This is a genomic window from Bradyrhizobium liaoningense (assembly GCF_018130785.1).
GTDB lineage: Bacteria > Pseudomonadota > Alphaproteobacteria > Rhizobiales > Xanthobacteraceae > Bradyrhizobium > Bradyrhizobium liaoningense_A.
The window spans coordinates 525,176-537,724 of record NZ_JAFCJT010000002.1 but is presented as its reverse complement, the minus strand read 5'-3'; the positions used below and the strand labels follow the sequence as shown (position 1 = coordinate 537,724).

General features: G+C 65.1%; 13 protein-coding genes. 5 read left to right on the top strand and 8 right to left on the bottom strand.

Features of this window, described 5'->3' with window-relative positions:
• Positions 1 to 181 precede the first annotated feature (181 nt).
• Positions 182 to 1,012: a helix-turn-helix domain-containing protein gene (locus JQ627_RS08200; protein ID WP_212483691.1), complete on the bottom strand. Its 831-nt coding sequence runs from the start codon at positions 1,010 to 1,012 to the stop codon at positions 182 to 184.
• Positions 1,013 to 1,108: 96 nt separating this feature from the next.
• On the bottom strand, positions 1,109 to 1,498 hold the full coding sequence (locus JQ627_RS08195; protein ID WP_212483690.1) for a nuclear transport factor 2 family protein: 390 nt from the start codon (positions 1,496 to 1,498) through the stop codon (positions 1,109 to 1,111).
• Between the two features lie 175 nt (positions 1,499 to 1,673).
• On the opposite strand from JQ627_RS08195, the gene JQ627_RS08190 reads away from it, so the two are divergent.
• The gene (locus JQ627_RS08190) at positions 1,674 to 2,195 is read left to right on the top strand and encodes an AAA family ATPase (protein WP_212483689.1); all 522 of its coding nucleotides are present in this window, start codon (positions 1,674 to 1,676) and stop codon (positions 2,193 to 2,195) included.
• A 27-nt stretch (positions 2,196 to 2,222) separates the two neighbouring features.
• On the opposite strand, the gene JQ627_RS08185 is transcribed toward JQ627_RS08190, so the two are convergent.
• The 3 genes from JQ627_RS08185 to glmS all read right to left on the bottom strand — a co-directional run bounded on the left by JQ627_RS08185 (position 2,223) and on the right by glmS (position 5,879).
• Positions 2,223 to 3,080, bottom strand: coding sequence for an NAD(P)-dependent oxidoreductase (locus JQ627_RS08185; RefSeq protein ID WP_212483688.1), 858 nt, complete (start codon positions 3,078 to 3,080; stop codon positions 2,223 to 2,225).
• Between the two features lie 106 nt (positions 3,081 to 3,186).
• Positions 3,187 to 3,963, bottom strand: a complete 777-nt coding sequence (locus tag JQ627_RS08180) for a DUF502 domain-containing protein (RefSeq protein WP_212483687.1) — start codon at positions 3,961 to 3,963, stop codon at positions 3,187 to 3,189.
• A gap of 89 nt (positions 3,964 to 4,052) precedes the next feature.
• Complete coding sequence (gene glmS, locus JQ627_RS08175; RefSeq protein WP_212483686.1) at positions 4,053 to 5,879, bottom strand: glutamine--fructose-6-phosphate transaminase (isomerizing); 1,827 nt, start codon at positions 5,877 to 5,879, stop codon at positions 4,053 to 4,055.
• A 220-nt stretch (positions 5,880 to 6,099) separates the two neighbouring features.
• Here glmS and JQ627_RS08170 point away from each other — a divergent pair, with 220 nt between their 5' ends.
• On the top strand, positions 6,100 to 6,318 hold the full coding sequence (locus JQ627_RS08170; protein ID WP_212483685.1) for a hypothetical protein: 219 nt from the start codon (positions 6,100 to 6,102) through the stop codon (positions 6,316 to 6,318).
• A gap of 7 nt (positions 6,319 to 6,325) precedes the next feature.
• On the opposite strand, the gene JQ627_RS08165 is transcribed toward JQ627_RS08170, so the two are convergent.
• Together JQ627_RS08165 and glmU are read right to left on the bottom strand one after the other, a co-directional pair.
• Positions 6,326 to 6,511: a hypothetical protein gene (locus JQ627_RS08165; RefSeq protein ID WP_212483684.1), complete on the bottom strand. Its 186-nt coding sequence runs from the start codon at positions 6,509 to 6,511 to the stop codon at positions 6,326 to 6,328.
• 47 nt (positions 6,512 to 6,558) lie between these two features.
• Positions 6,559 to 7,914, bottom strand: a complete 1,356-nt coding sequence (glmU, locus tag JQ627_RS08160; protein WP_212483683.1) for a bifunctional UDP-N-acetylglucosamine diphosphorylase/glucosamine-1-phosphate N-acetyltransferase GlmU — start codon at positions 7,912 to 7,914, stop codon at positions 6,559 to 6,561.
• Positions 7,915 to 8,085: 171 nt separating this feature from the next.
• On the opposite strand from glmU, the gene JQ627_RS08155 reads away from it, so the two are divergent.
• On the top strand, positions 8,086 to 9,468 hold the full coding sequence (locus JQ627_RS08155) for a hypothetical protein (protein WP_212483682.1): 1,383 nt from the start codon (positions 8,086 to 8,088) through the stop codon (positions 9,466 to 9,468).
• A 183-nt stretch (positions 9,469 to 9,651) separates the two neighbouring features.
• Complete coding sequence (locus tag JQ627_RS08150; RefSeq protein WP_212483681.1) at positions 9,652 to 10,032, top strand: hypothetical protein; 381 nt, start codon at positions 9,652 to 9,654, stop codon at positions 10,030 to 10,032.
• Here the strand turns inward: JQ627_RS08150 and JQ627_RS08145 are convergent.
• A complete protein-coding gene (locus JQ627_RS08145; RefSeq protein WP_212483680.1) occupies positions 9,992 to 11,656 on the bottom strand; it encodes a beta-(1-6) glucans synthase in 1,665 nt (554 codons plus the stop codon). The two genes, JQ627_RS08150 and JQ627_RS08145, sit on opposite strands and share 41 nt — an antisense overlap.
• Before the next feature lie 221 nt (positions 11,657 to 11,877).
• On the opposite strand from JQ627_RS08145, the gene JQ627_RS08140 reads away from it, so the two are divergent.
• Positions 11,878 to 12,471: a beta-1-3, beta-1-6-glucan biosynthesis protein gene (locus JQ627_RS08140; protein ID WP_212483679.1), complete on the top strand. Its 594-nt coding sequence runs from the start codon at positions 11,878 to 11,880 to the stop codon at positions 12,469 to 12,471.
• Positions 12,472 to 12,549 lie beyond the last annotated feature (78 nt).

The window sequence follows — 12,549 nt, the reverse complement described above, 5'->3', positions numbered from 1 at the left end:
GCTGCTTCAGCAGAAACAGTAACAGATGGCGCTCGCGCCGTCTCCTCCTCGTCATTGCGAGCGCAGCGAAGCAATCCAGAATCCCTCAGCGGAAAGACGCCGGATTGCTTCGCTGCGCTCGCAATGACGATGTGGGTGGAGCTTGGTACGCGTCGATCAGACGGGGTTGCGGCAACTCCCCTCACCCCGCATGCGCGCGCAAAAACCTGGCGTGCTCGGCTTCGGTCGCATCGTTGGCGGGGAACATGCACTCGAGCCGCAGCTCTTCTGCCGTCACCGTCTGCGGCGTTCCCACGGTCGTGATCAGGGAAAAATAGTCCAGCGTCGCGCCGTCCTTGACGAAGGTGACCGGGATCATCGGCATCGCATCGGAGGCCGACGGCGCGCGCCATTCAGGCTTCACGCCCGGGTATTGCGACAGCTCCTCCAGCAGCGCCTTCGTCCTGATATCCACGATGTGCCCGACCGCCTCGCGATACACCCGTGCAAGCAATCCGCGGGCGGTCTGCGGCCAGTTCGCGATGTAGGGACGCATGCCGGCCGGATCGAACATCAGGTGCAGCAAATTCCGGGGAGTCGGTCGCGAGGACATGTCGATGAAGCAATTGAACAGACGCGGCGCGGCCTCGTTGGTCATCAGCACGTTCCAGTACCGGTCCATCACGATGGCCGGAAACGGCTCGTGCTGGCGCAGCATCCGGCCAAGCGCACGGTTGATGCTCGTCATGGCCGGCGTGTCGAGCGCCGAATCGGCATATGACGGCGCGTAGCCGGCGGCGAGCAGCAGCTCGTTTCTCTCGCGCAAGGGAACGTCGAGGGCCTGCGCGAGATCGAGCAGCATTTGCCGGCTCGGAATGCTGCGGCCGCTCTCAACGAAGCTGATGTGCTTCTGCGAGACGCCCGCGTCGAAGGACAGATCGAGCTGCGTCTTGCCGCGAATATCCCGCCATTGACGCAGCAGAGCACCCGCGGATCTGACGGCTGTCTTGATGTCGCTGGCAACAGCTTTCATTCGATCGATCCCTCCGGTCGATATCGTCAACGCACATCGGCGGCAGCGCCGGTTTACCCGAGGCGCCGCCGCCAATGGCAGGCTGATTCCGAGCGATCAACCGAAGGTGACCGGCCCCACGGCGCCGACCCAGTGCCGCACCTTGGTGTCGTCGGTCTCGTCCATGTAGAAAAAGTGCGTCATCGTCGGATGCACCGTCGTCATCGAGGGATCATCGGGTGTCATGTCGACGACACCGCGAAACACCTTCAGGGAGCCGGCATCCCAATATTCGGTGACGTGATGCAGCGCGGTGAATCCGGTGTCGATGAAGGCCTTCAGATTGGCGCGGATCTCCTCGCGCCCCTTCCAGTCGGCGACGCCGAGATTGCAGACGGCATCCCCCGCAAAACAGTCGAAACCTCGCCCGAAGGTCTTGTCGTCGATCTCCTTCCACATATCGAGCAGCCATTGTGGCGGCGCCTTCTTCGTAAACACGACTTGCATCTCTCTCTCCTCATGCTGTGACACGCGCACTCCACAGGGGGCCAGAAGGCTTCGCGCGGGTGGACAATCGGCAAAGTAGACGGGCTGCGAATTGGCTCAATTACATGCCGGGTAATAAAGCGCGCCCGGAAGGCACGCTCTTTCCCCGCGACCGACTTTGTGGAACCTTGCGCCCATGCGCCGGATCATCGTCGTAGGTTCTCAAGGAAGCGGAAAGACAAACCTCTCCCGAAATCTCGGGCGGAAGCTTGGGCTGCCGGTGGTGCATCTCGACGTGCTCTATTGGCGGCCCGGCTGGAAGCCTTCCGATAAGCCGAGCTTTCGGACACGCGTCGCGGACGCGATCGCCGGCGAGGAATGGGTCATCGACGGCAGCTTCTCGGGGCTGGCCTTCGACCTCACGCTTGCGCGTGCCGACACCCTGGTCGTCATCGACCGACCGCGCTGGGTCTGCCAGTGGCGCATTCTCTGGCGCTCCGCGTTCGATCGCGACACGACGCGCCCCGATCTGCCCAAGGGATGTCCGGAACAGTTCGACTGGAAACTGATGAAGGAGGCGTGGCGCTACGACACCGAGCGCGTGCCCGTCATCGAGGCCGAACGCCTTCAATATGGCCCTGACGTCCCGGTCGTGCGGCTGAGACGCGACCGGGACATCCAGGGTTTTCTGGAGTCGGTTTCAGTGCACGGCGAGTGATCCATTGCCGTGACTCAGGCTGGACGGTCAGGCCTTCTTGTGCGCGACACGCGCAGCGAACGCCTTCAGCAGTGCCGCATCCGCCGCTTCGCCATTCGCATCCGCGGCGAGGTGCTCGAACCAGCGCGCAAAGCCTTCGTAGATCTGGCTCGCCGGATGATCGGGCCCGAGGAAGCCTGAGATCTCCCGCATCTCCGCGACCCAGCGATAGGCCTTCGGGATCATGTCCGGGAGCGCGACTTCGAGCCGGGCCAGGACCGCGGGCTGGCTCAGCGCGAGTTCGTCACGCAGCGCATCGGCCGCCCCCGCTTTCGTTGCCGCGACCACCATGGCCGAGCCGATGCCGGCCAGGCCCTTGACGATGCCGGCATAGGACATCTTCAGCGCGGAGGCTGCGCCGACGGGTCCCTCGACAATCCGCAGGTCGAGTCCGAGATCCTTCAGCACCGCGAGGTCCTTGGCGTGCTCGCCGGAGATGTAGAAGGCCGGGCTCTTGCTGCCGGGCTGCGGCGGGAAACCGATGATGCCGCCATCGACGAAGGGCGCCTGCGCCGAGCCGATGATCTCCTCGATTCTTTGCACGGTATCGACATTGACCGCGTTGCAGTCGACAACGACGGGCTTCTTCTCGCGCCTGACGATCAGCGCCGCCAGCCGCTCAGCCAGCGCGACCGCTTCGCCCGGCGGCACGATCGAAAGGATGATGTCGGCCGCGGCGATCGCGTCGTCCTCGGCGCCGATCATGCCGGCATCCGTCGCGCGTTTGCGCGTCGCCTCGCTGCGCCCCTTCAACGACGTCAGCACGCGTGCGCCGTTCTCGCCGAGGCGGCGGGCCACCGCGCTGCCCATGGCGCCGGGCGCGAGGATCGCAATGGTCTTGGTCATCATGCACTCCAGGTCGAATTTCCGAGCGAGACGCTCAGATCAGCCGGAGAATAGCAGAGGATGCGAACGCGCGCGTGACCGACGGCCATCCCGCGGAGGAATGGCCCTACTCTACCTTCGCAGGCTGCGGCTGCGGCGGCAGCGCCGACGCGTTGGCAATGCGCGCGGCGTTCGCCATGCCCGCGAGCGCCGCAGCCTTCTTCGGGTCGGGCGCCGAGCCCGGCTGCACCACGCCGGCCGACATGATCAGCGTTGCGGCGTCCTCGGTGCTCATGTCGACTTCGACGATCTTGCTCTTGGGCACGTAGAAGAAGAAGCCCGTGGTCGGGTTCGGCGAGCACGGCAGGAACACCGAGACGTGCTCCTCCTGCCCCGGCAGGCTGCGCGCGACCTCTTCATTCGGCGACTGCGAGATCAGCACGATCGACCACATGCCCGGCGACGGAAACTCGACCAGGCCGACTTTCCGGAAGCTCGAGCCCTTGCCCGAGAACAGCGTCTCGAACACCTGCTTCAGGCCGCGGTAGATGGCGCGCACCGCCGGAATGCGGCCGAGGAAGGTCTCGCCGACATCGACCAGCGTCCGGCCGATCAGATTGGCCGCGAGGAAGCCGACCAAGGTCAGCGTGAAAAATGCGACAATCAGTCCCCATCCGGGGATGACGTAAGGCAGGTAGGTTTCCGGCCGATAGGCCAGCGGCACGAACGGCCGCACCACGCCGTCGACCCAGGTGACGAACCACCAGACCAGATACAGCGTGATGGCAATTGGCCCCGTCACGACGAGGCCGGTGAGGAAATAATTGCGGAAGCGGCCGATCAGGCCGGTATGCGGTTCCGGAAGGGGATCAATGGGCGCAGGCGCGTCGTCGCGGGGGGTCATTCGGGTTCCAGGTCGGTCGCAGCACACAAGCTAGGGTCTTCTAGCAGGTTTTGGAAGACCACGAAGCGACCGACCGATATCCCTTCTGCCTATTCCACGGTCACCGATTTCGCGAGATTGCGCGGCTGGTCGACGTCGGTGCCCATGACGACAGCCGTGTGGTAGGCGAGCAGCTGCACCGGGACGGCATAGACCATCGGCGTGAACGCCGCCGCCATGTCGGGCATGACGATGGTGACGAGGGATTCGACGGTCGCCTCCTCCGCGCCCTTGGCGTCCGTCATCAGGATGATGTTGCCGCCGCGGGCAGCGACCTCCTGCATGTTGGAGACGGTCTTTTCGAACACACGGTCGTAGGGCGCAATGACGACGACCGGCATGGTCTCGTCGATCAGCGCGATCGGCCCGTGCTTCAGCTCGCCGGCGGCATAGCCCTCGGCATGGATATAGGAGATCTCCTTCAGCTTCAGCGCGCCTTCGAGCGCGAGCGGGAAGCTGGTGCCGCGGCCGAGATAGAGCACGTCGCGCGATTTGGCGATCTCGCGCGCGAGCTTCTCGATCTGGAGCTCGGTGGTGAGCGCATCGGACATCAGGCGCGGGATCTCGACGAGGCCATGGACGAGCTTGGTCTCGTCCTCGTCGGACAGTTCGCCGCGGGCCTTGCCGGCCGCAATCGCGAGGTTCGCCAGCACCATCAGCTGGCAGGTGAAGGCCTTGGTCGAGGCGACGCCGATCTCGGGGCCGGCGAGTGTTTGCAGCACGGTCTCGCTCTCGCGCGCGATCGTCGAGGTCGGCACGTTGACGACAGCCACCGTGTGCACGCCCTCAGCCTTGGCATAACGCAGCGCGGCCAGCGTGTCGGCGGTCTCGCCCGACTGCGAGATGAAGATGGCAAGATCGCCCTTGCGCAGCGGCGCCTCGCGGTAGCGGAATTCCGAGGCAACGTCGACCTCGACAGGCACGCGCGCAAAACGCTCGAACCAGTATTTTGCGACGAAGCCGGCATAGCTCGCGGTGCCGCAGGCGGTGATGTTGATGCGCTGGATGCTCTTGAAGTCGAACGGCAGCTTGACCGGCAGCGAAACGCGCTCGGTCGCCATGTCGACATAGCGCGCCAGGGTGTGACCGACCACTTCCGGCTGCTCGTGGATTTCCTTCGCCATGAAGTGGCGGTAATTGGCCTTGTCGACCAGCGAGGTCGAAGCGGCGTGCTTGATCTTGTCGCGCTGGACGGCGTGGCCGTCCTTGTCGAAGATCGTCGCGCTCTTGCGGGTCAGCACGACCCAGTCGCCGTCTTCGAGATAGCTGATCGTGTCGGTGAACGGGCCGAGCGCGATGGCGTCGGAGCCGAGATACATCTCGCCATCGCCATATCCGATCGCGAGCGGCGGGCCGTTGCGGGCGCCGATCATGAGGTCGTGGTCACCGGCGAAGATGAAGCCGAGCGCGAAGGCGCCGCGCAGCCGCGCCAGCGTCAGCTTCACCGCTTCCACGGGCTTGTTGCCGCGCGTGAGCAGATCGTCCACGAGATGCAGCACGATCTCGGTGTCGGTTTCGGTGTGGAACACCGTGCCCTTCTTCTCGAGCTCCTCGCGCAGCTCGCGGAAATTCTCGATGATGCCGTTGTGGACCACGGCAACGCGTTCGGTCGCGTGCGGATGGGCATTGTTGACGGTCGGCTTGCCGTGGGTGGCCCAGCGGGTGTGGCCGATGCCGGTCGTGCCTTTGAGCGGCTCGGCCTCGAGACGCTTCTCCAGGTTCTTCAGCTTGCCCTCGGCGCGGCGGCGCTCGAGATGCTTGCCTTCGAGCGTGGCGACGCCCGCGGAGTCGTAGCCGCGATATTCAAGACGTTTGAGCGAATCCACCAATTGCTCTGCAACCGGCTCGCGCCCGAGAATGCCGACAATCCCGCACATGCGGACCAATATCCCCCAAACCGTCGAAAAATCGCCTAAACGACGCGCTCGGTTCTTAGCGAAGTTCCTAAGGAACCAGATACTCAATAATTATTGCTGATTGAGACAGCGCCGGTTCGCTTCCGATTTCGACTGCGTCGAATTGGCCGGCCTTAAACCGCGCGAATTAACTTGTTGTCAATAAGTTTGACCAACGATTCCCGGCCAGGAGAGTAAGGCCATGAAGAGCTCGTCCGGCCGCAAAGGTCTGTCATCGATATCTGTGCACCCCAGCGAGACCACGGGCACGCACCTTGCACATTGGCCGCCGCCCCAGCGCGGCAAGGAAAACAAGCCGGTTTTCGTCAAGCACACCGCCGGAGAACCTGCGAAACGCGCGAAGCCGCGCGGCTGGCGCCTGACGCGCGCTATCTTCTCGGAATTCTCCGACGACGAATAGCGAAGCCTCACCACCCCAGAACCAGGGCGAACACGAGGAAAACGACGAACGCCCAGAACCCCAGTCCCGTGAACAGCGAAGCCATCTCGCTTGGGCGGCGCTCACCGAACTGTTCCAACACCCATCGTCCCGGCGGCATGATGACCCGCTTGACGAGGAATATGATCGTATCGTCGACGAAGTCGTCGTCCATGAGCGCGCAGCCTAAACAACACCGATCGGGGATCGGCGCGCGGCCGCTCATTTCTCCGGCTTCTTGCCGCCCGTCTTCATCTCGCGATAGCGCGCCGCGCCACCTTCCCGGATGGTCTGCTGGTTGCGCTCCAGCGCCATGGCGTCGTCGGGCACATCGCGCGTGATCACTGAGCCCGAGCCGATATAGGCGCCGTTCCCGATCTTCACGGGCGCGACGAGAGAGGAGTTGGTGCCCACGAAGGCACCCTGCCCGATGATCGTCTTGTGCTTCTTGAAGCCGTCGTAGTTGCAGGTGATCGTGCCGGCGCCGATGTTGGAATTGGCGCCGATAGTGGTATCGCCAATGTACGAGAGATGGTTGACCTTGACGCCGGCCTCCAGCGTCGCGGCCTTGGTTTCCACGAAATTGCCGATGCGCGCGCCGTCGCCGAGCGAGGTGCCGGGTCGCAACCGCGCATAGGGGCCTATCGAGACGTTCTTGCCGAGCGTGGTCTGCACGATATGCGAGAAGGAATGGATCACCGTGCCGTCGGCGATCGACACGCCCGGACCGATCACCACAAACGGCTCGATGGTGACGTCATTGCCGAACACCGTGTCGGCGGACAGATAAACGGTCTCGGGCGCGATCAGGGTGACGCCGGCTTCCATCGCCGCTTTCCGCAAGCGCGCCTGCATCACGCTTTCGGCCTCCGCGAGCTGCGCCTTGGTGTTGATGCCGCGCACCTCGTCCTCGCTGGTCTCGATCACGACGGCCTCCCATCCCTGTTCACGAACGACGCCGACCGCGTCGGTCAGATAATATTCGCCCTTGGAATTCGCATTGCCGACTTTGTCGAGGATCGCGAGTGCACGGCGCCCGTCGATCGCCATCAGGCCGGCATTGCACAGATCGATCTCGCGCTCTTCCGCGCTGGCATCGGCCTGCTCGCGGATCGCGACCAGACGGCCGCCCTCGACGATGAAGCGGCCATAGCCGGTGGGATCGGCGGCGCGAAAGCCGAGCGCGGCGATCGCCGCGCCCTTCGCGAGCGGCGCGCGCAGCCGCGCAAAGGTCTCGGCCGAGATCAGCGGCGTGTCGCCGAAGGCAATCAGCAGATCGTCCGCGCCCCGCGCAATCGCCTCGCGCGCCGCCAGCACCGCATGCGCGGTGCCGAGCCGTTCCGCCTGCACGAAGGTGAGCGCATCGGGACGGATGCGCTTCGCCTCGTCCGCGACCGCCTGGTGGTCGGGGCCAATCACGACGGCGAGCGAGGTGCCGGTTCCGTTCGGTGTGGCGGCGAGCACGTGCGCGAGCAGGCTCTGGTGCGCGACCGGATGCAGCACTTTCGGCAGGTTCGATCGCATGCGCGTGCCTTCGCCGGCGGCGAGCACGATCGTGAGGCTGGAACGAGCGGTCATCGAAATCCTGTCAAATACGGCCGAATCAACGGGCGGCGGCAGGCCGATGCCGTCATGAGCTGACGCCTTGCTACCCCCGCGAACGCCCGGAATTCAAGTGCGACTGGGATTTCCTGTTAATGTTTCCCGGTTGATTCGGGGAAGCTGTTCGGGGCTGGGCACTTAACGTTCATGGCAAAGGATTCCGACCCACTGGCGGATGCCTTCGGGACCAAGGAGACCGGCGGGCTGTTCTCCGGACTTTTGGCCGAGGAAAGCGCGGTCGACCGCCGCATGATGTGGCGGCTGGGCTCGTGGGGGGTGACCGCCGTCGGCGCCGTCGTGCTGGCCGTGATGGCCAATCAGGCCCAGCTCGGCTGGCGCCGTGACCAGGTTGCGTCGGCCGATCTGTCGCGCCAGGCCGACCGGCTCCAGATGCTGACGAAGGAGAGCCAGAACGAGGCCCGCCGCCTCGCCTCCGCCATCGAGACGCTGAACACCGATCGTGACCGGCTCTATTCGCGCGTCACCGTGCTCGAGCAAGGGATGGATTCCGTCACCGGCGCCATCGCCAGGCAGAGCGCGAAGCCGCAGGACGTGCCGGCACCTGACGCCCAGCCCGCCGCCCCGAGCGTCGCGCCGGTCGCCTCGACGCCGGCTTCCTCAAGTGACAAGCCGCGCGTGGCTGCCGCGAAGGAACAGGCGAATGAGCCTGCAAAAGACGCCCTGAAGGAGGCTGCAAAGGACCAGTTGATCCCGCCGCCGCAGACCGCTGCCGCGGCCTCGCTGGTGTCGCATTCGCCGCTGACAACGTCGGCACTGCCGACGCCTCCGCTGGTGCCCTCCAAGTCGATCATGGCGCCACCCGATCCCGCCGCATCGAAACTGATGCAGCCCGAGGCAACCGAGAAGGCCGCCGAGAAGAAGCCCGAACAGGCACCCGCCCCGACCGAGGTCGCCGCGGCGCCAGCCAAGCCGCCGGAGGCGGCCGAGAGCGAGGCCCCTGCAATCGCAGTCCAGCAGACGCGCTTCGCCATCGACCTCGGCGGCGCCAACTCGATCGATGGCCTGCGCGCGCTCTGGCGCAGCCTGAGCAAGTCCAATCCGGAGATCGCGGCATTGCGGCCGATCATCATGATCAAGGAAGGCAATACCGGCCTCGGCATGCAGCTCCGCCTGGGCGCCGGCCCCCTGATCAATGCCGCAGCCGCCGCAAAGCTCTGCGCCGGCCTTGGCGAAAACGACCGCCATTGCGAGACCACCGTGTTCGACGGCCAGCGGCTGTCGATGCGCGGCGGCCAGGAGAAGGGGCAAGAGAAGGGGCAAGAGAAGACTCAGGACCGAGTTCAGGAGAAGAACTCCGAAAAGAACCAGGACGCGGCGCCGCAAGCCGAGACGACGCCTGCGCCCGCGCCGGCCGCCAAGCCGGAGAAGCACCGCCGCAGCTACTCCTCAAAACGCTCGTCGAAGCGCGAAGAGCCCGCGCCTGCCCCCGCGGCTCCGCCGCCGGCCGCACAGGCGAAACCGGAGACGGCCTCTGCGGGATCGACGCTGTCGTCGTTCTTCAGGCGGTAGGAACGAGTACGAGTTAGATCATTCCCCGCCGATCCTTGTTGCGCGCCCCCTGGGCTCACTGCGCCCTCTAATCAGCGTGGGGCGTTGATGGCCGTCGCGCAATGAATCGTCGAACGGCGCAAGCGATCAGAAATATCCGCCTCCCCTGTTGCCCCCTCCCTTCATCCCGACCATATTGCGCCCATGACAAAAAAGCCCTTCCGCCTCACGCCCTACCAGGTGCAGTTCCTGATCGTCGTCGGCTTCATGTCCGTCGGCTATGCGATCTATCTGCGTTATCTCGGCATCGAGAACTCGACCGTCGGCCTCGCCTGTGATGCCGGCCTGCAGACGCTGATCTGCAAGGCGCGCTCGGTCGCGACGGTGCTGTTCAAGAATTCGGTGTTCGGCATCGTCGCGCTGGTGGTTGCGACGCTGAACCTGATGCGGCCGTCGATCGTGCTGCTGACCGTCGGCATCGTCGCCGCCGGCCTCGGCATCGTGCTCTACAATGTCGTGCTGTCGGGCCTTGCGATCGGCCTGTTCATCCTTGGATTTGCTCGGCCCGCGCCCGCCACAGCGTGAACGCGAACAGCAGATAGATCGCGCAGGTCCACAGCGACTGCCAGTTCTCGCGGCCCTCGTTGAACAGCACATAGGCGGCCGCCAGCGTGAGCAGGCCCGCAAATACCGATTCCGCAATCGGACGCTGGCCGATCTGCGGCCGGTTCAGCGTCAGCACCGCGAACGGCACCACCGCCATGGTCAGCGAGGCGTAGGGGAAATCGTGGTAGCGCGAGTCGAACACGAAGGCGAGCGCGGTCTGCGCCGCGATCACCGCGGTCACCGCCAGCGTCAGGCCGAGCACGGCGGTGAGCTTCGACCATTTCCGGCCCTCGCGCGGACCCAAGAGATCGAGAAAGGTCGGAAGGCTGCGGCCGATCACCATCGCCTGCGCGCAGAAGATCGGCGACAGGATGCCGGCGAGCAGCAGCGCACCCCAGTGCAGCCAGCCGCCGATGCCGTAGCTCTCATAATACATCTTGTCGACGCCGATCCCGAGCAGGACGCCGGCTGACGTCGCCGAGATCGCGACGCCGAGCCAGGCCGAGAAGCGCGGCGTCCATGGCCGCCTGCGCAGCGTCAGGCCGGCGACCGCGAACACCAGCACGCAAAGGCCCATGCCCGTGCCCATGTACCATTTCCAGTACGGGAAATTGCTGATCGGCTGGCCCGGCGGATATTTCAGGTTCCGGCGCACCGAGTCATACAGGCCCCAATAGCCGCCGACGGTGCCTTCCAGCTTGCGCTTCCAGGGCTGGTCATAGGACTCGATCAGATTGACGCGAAACTTGTTCGCTTTCGCGAGGCTCAGGATTTCCGAGACGACGCGCGCCTGGTTGGTGCGCGACGGCAGCGCGCCCTCGCGCATGCGCCCTTCGCTGGGCCAGCCGGTTTCGCCGATCAGGATCTCCTTGCCGGGGAAGGCCACCGCCATGCGCTCGCGGATCGCCTCGACATGGCTCGCCGCGAACTTCGCCTTCACCGGAACATCCTCCCAATAAGGCAGGATGTGGATCGTGACGAAGTCGACGGCGTCATAGACCTCGCGATTCCTGAGCCAGAACTCCCAGACGTCGGCATAGGTGACGGGGACGCTGACCTGCGCCTTCACCGAGCGGATGATGGACACGAGGTCCGCGGTCGTCATCTCGCCGCGCAGCAGCACCTCGTTGCCGACGATGATGCTGGTGATGATGCCGGGAAAATCCTTGGAGAGGCGGACGGCGAGCGCGGCCTGCTCAAAATTCTTGGTGCGGTTGCTGGAGAGCCAGATGCCCTGGAGCACCTTCAGCCCGCCGACCTTGGCGGCGATCGCCGGCACCTGGTCGAGCCCGTTCTCCATCGAATAGGTGCGGACGCAGTCGGTGATCTCCTTGAGCTGGCGCAGGTCCTGCTCGATCTGGTCGGCCTCGATATGGGTCCATGCGTTCAGCGGCGACTGCTCGCCGCGGAACGGCGCATAGGAGACGCATTGAACTTTGTCGCTGGGATCGATAGGCGCGCGCGCGAGCGTGATCGGCGTGGCCAGCCACCACCACACGGCAGCAATCGCACCCAGTGAAACGAGCAGAAGCGCCAGTGGCGTACGAAGAGAAATCGGTTCCGTCCTCCGCGAGGTGCCGTCGATTACCTGCTCACGCGCCATCTGCCAAGGGGTGTGTCCGGGATCGATACCTCCCTATCCCGCGGAATTTACCTGCGGCCGTTCGACAGAGGCCTAGGATCGTGACTTTGCTGGACAAAATTTGAAATTCAGGTCATGGACTCGGGAGGACTTTGCCGCCGCATTGGAGACCCATTTGGACGCCATCACCGGCGGGTCCGCGAGGTCCTGACGCGGGCGTCAGCTGATATATTGGGGAATTTATGCGGCAACGGGTGTTCGAGTTACGAAATGCGGTCCTGCGGCAGTTCGCCGCCACCTTGGCCGTCTCCTCCCTGGTCGTCATGGTCGGTCTCGGTGGCGCCTCCGCCCAGAGCGGCACGCCCGCCCCGGACCAGGGCAAGGCAGCCGCCCAGCCCGCCGATGCCGCCGCCAAGGACGCCGCCCAGAACCAGCGCCGCACCGACGAGTTCGCCGAAGCCGCCCAGGTCATCAACGGCCCGGCCGGCAACCCCGAATGCGTCTGGCTCGGCCGGCGCGTGGTGCGGCTGATGTGGCGCGACGACCTCGATACCGCATTCCGCCATCTCGACCTCTACGACCGCTTCGGCTGCCCCGGCGGCCACATCCAGGCCGCTTTCCGCTGCCTGACCCGCTTTGGCGGCCAGATCGATCCCAAGGTCGCAGAGACCCTGGACAGCCGTGTGCACGCCTGCTGGATCAACCCGGCATCCCAGCCGCAGCAGGCGGCAGCCAGCGCCTCCCAGCCGGCGGCGCCGGCCGCCGCCAACGCGCAGCCGCAGCCGGCCGCGAGCCCCTCGCCTGCGGCAAGCCCGACACCGGCGCCCCCGAAATAGCCGCGATCGTTTCAGCCACCGTTCAGGAACGATCGGCAATAGAAGCGGTTGGCACTGCCGCACATTTCGAAACTGTCA

Bases quoted from the DNA above. Each gene is read 5' to 3' on its own strand.
- JQ627_RS08200 (WP_212483691.1), bottom strand. From the start codon at position 1,012: ATGAAAGCTGTTGCCAGCGACATCAAGACAGCCGTCAGATCCGCGGGT.
- JQ627_RS08195 (WP_212483690.1), bottom strand. From the start codon at position 1,498: ATGCAAGTCGTGTTTACGAAGAAGGCGCCGCCACAATGGCTGCTCGAT.
- JQ627_RS08190 (WP_212483689.1), top strand. From the start codon at position 1,674: ATGCGCCGGATCATCGTCGTAGGTTCTCAAGGAAGCGGAAAGACAAAC.
- JQ627_RS08185 (WP_212483688.1), bottom strand. From the start codon at position 3,080: ATGACCAAGACCATTGCGATCCTCGCGCCCGGCGCCATGGGCAGCGCG.
- JQ627_RS08180 (WP_212483687.1), bottom strand. From the start codon at position 3,963: ATGACCCCCCGCGACGACGCGCCTGCGCCCATTGATCCCCTTCCGGAA.
- glmS (WP_212483686.1), bottom strand. From the start codon at position 5,879: ATGTGCGGGATTGTCGGCATTCTCGGGCGCGAGCCGGTTGCAGAGCAA.
- JQ627_RS08170 (WP_212483685.1), top strand. From the start codon at position 6,100: ATGAAGAGCTCGTCCGGCCGCAAAGGTCTGTCATCGATATCTGTGCAC.
- JQ627_RS08165 (WP_212483684.1), bottom strand. From the start codon at position 6,511: ATGGACGACGACTTCGTCGACGATACGATCATATTCCTCGTCAAGCGG.
- glmU (WP_212483683.1), bottom strand. From the start codon at position 7,914: ATGACCGCTCGTTCCAGCCTCACGATCGTGCTCGCCGCCGGCGAAGGC.
- JQ627_RS08155 (WP_212483682.1), top strand. From the start codon at position 8,086: ATGGCAAAGGATTCCGACCCACTGGCGGATGCCTTCGGGACCAAGGAG.
- JQ627_RS08150 (WP_212483681.1), top strand. From the start codon at position 9,652: ATGACAAAAAAGCCCTTCCGCCTCACGCCCTACCAGGTGCAGTTCCTG.
- JQ627_RS08145 (WP_212483680.1), bottom strand. From the start codon at position 11,656: ATGGCGCGTGAGCAGGTAATCGACGGCACCTCGCGGAGGACGGAACCG.
- JQ627_RS08140 (WP_212483679.1), top strand. From the start codon at position 11,878: ATGCGGCAACGGGTGTTCGAGTTACGAAATGCGGTCCTGCGGCAGTTC.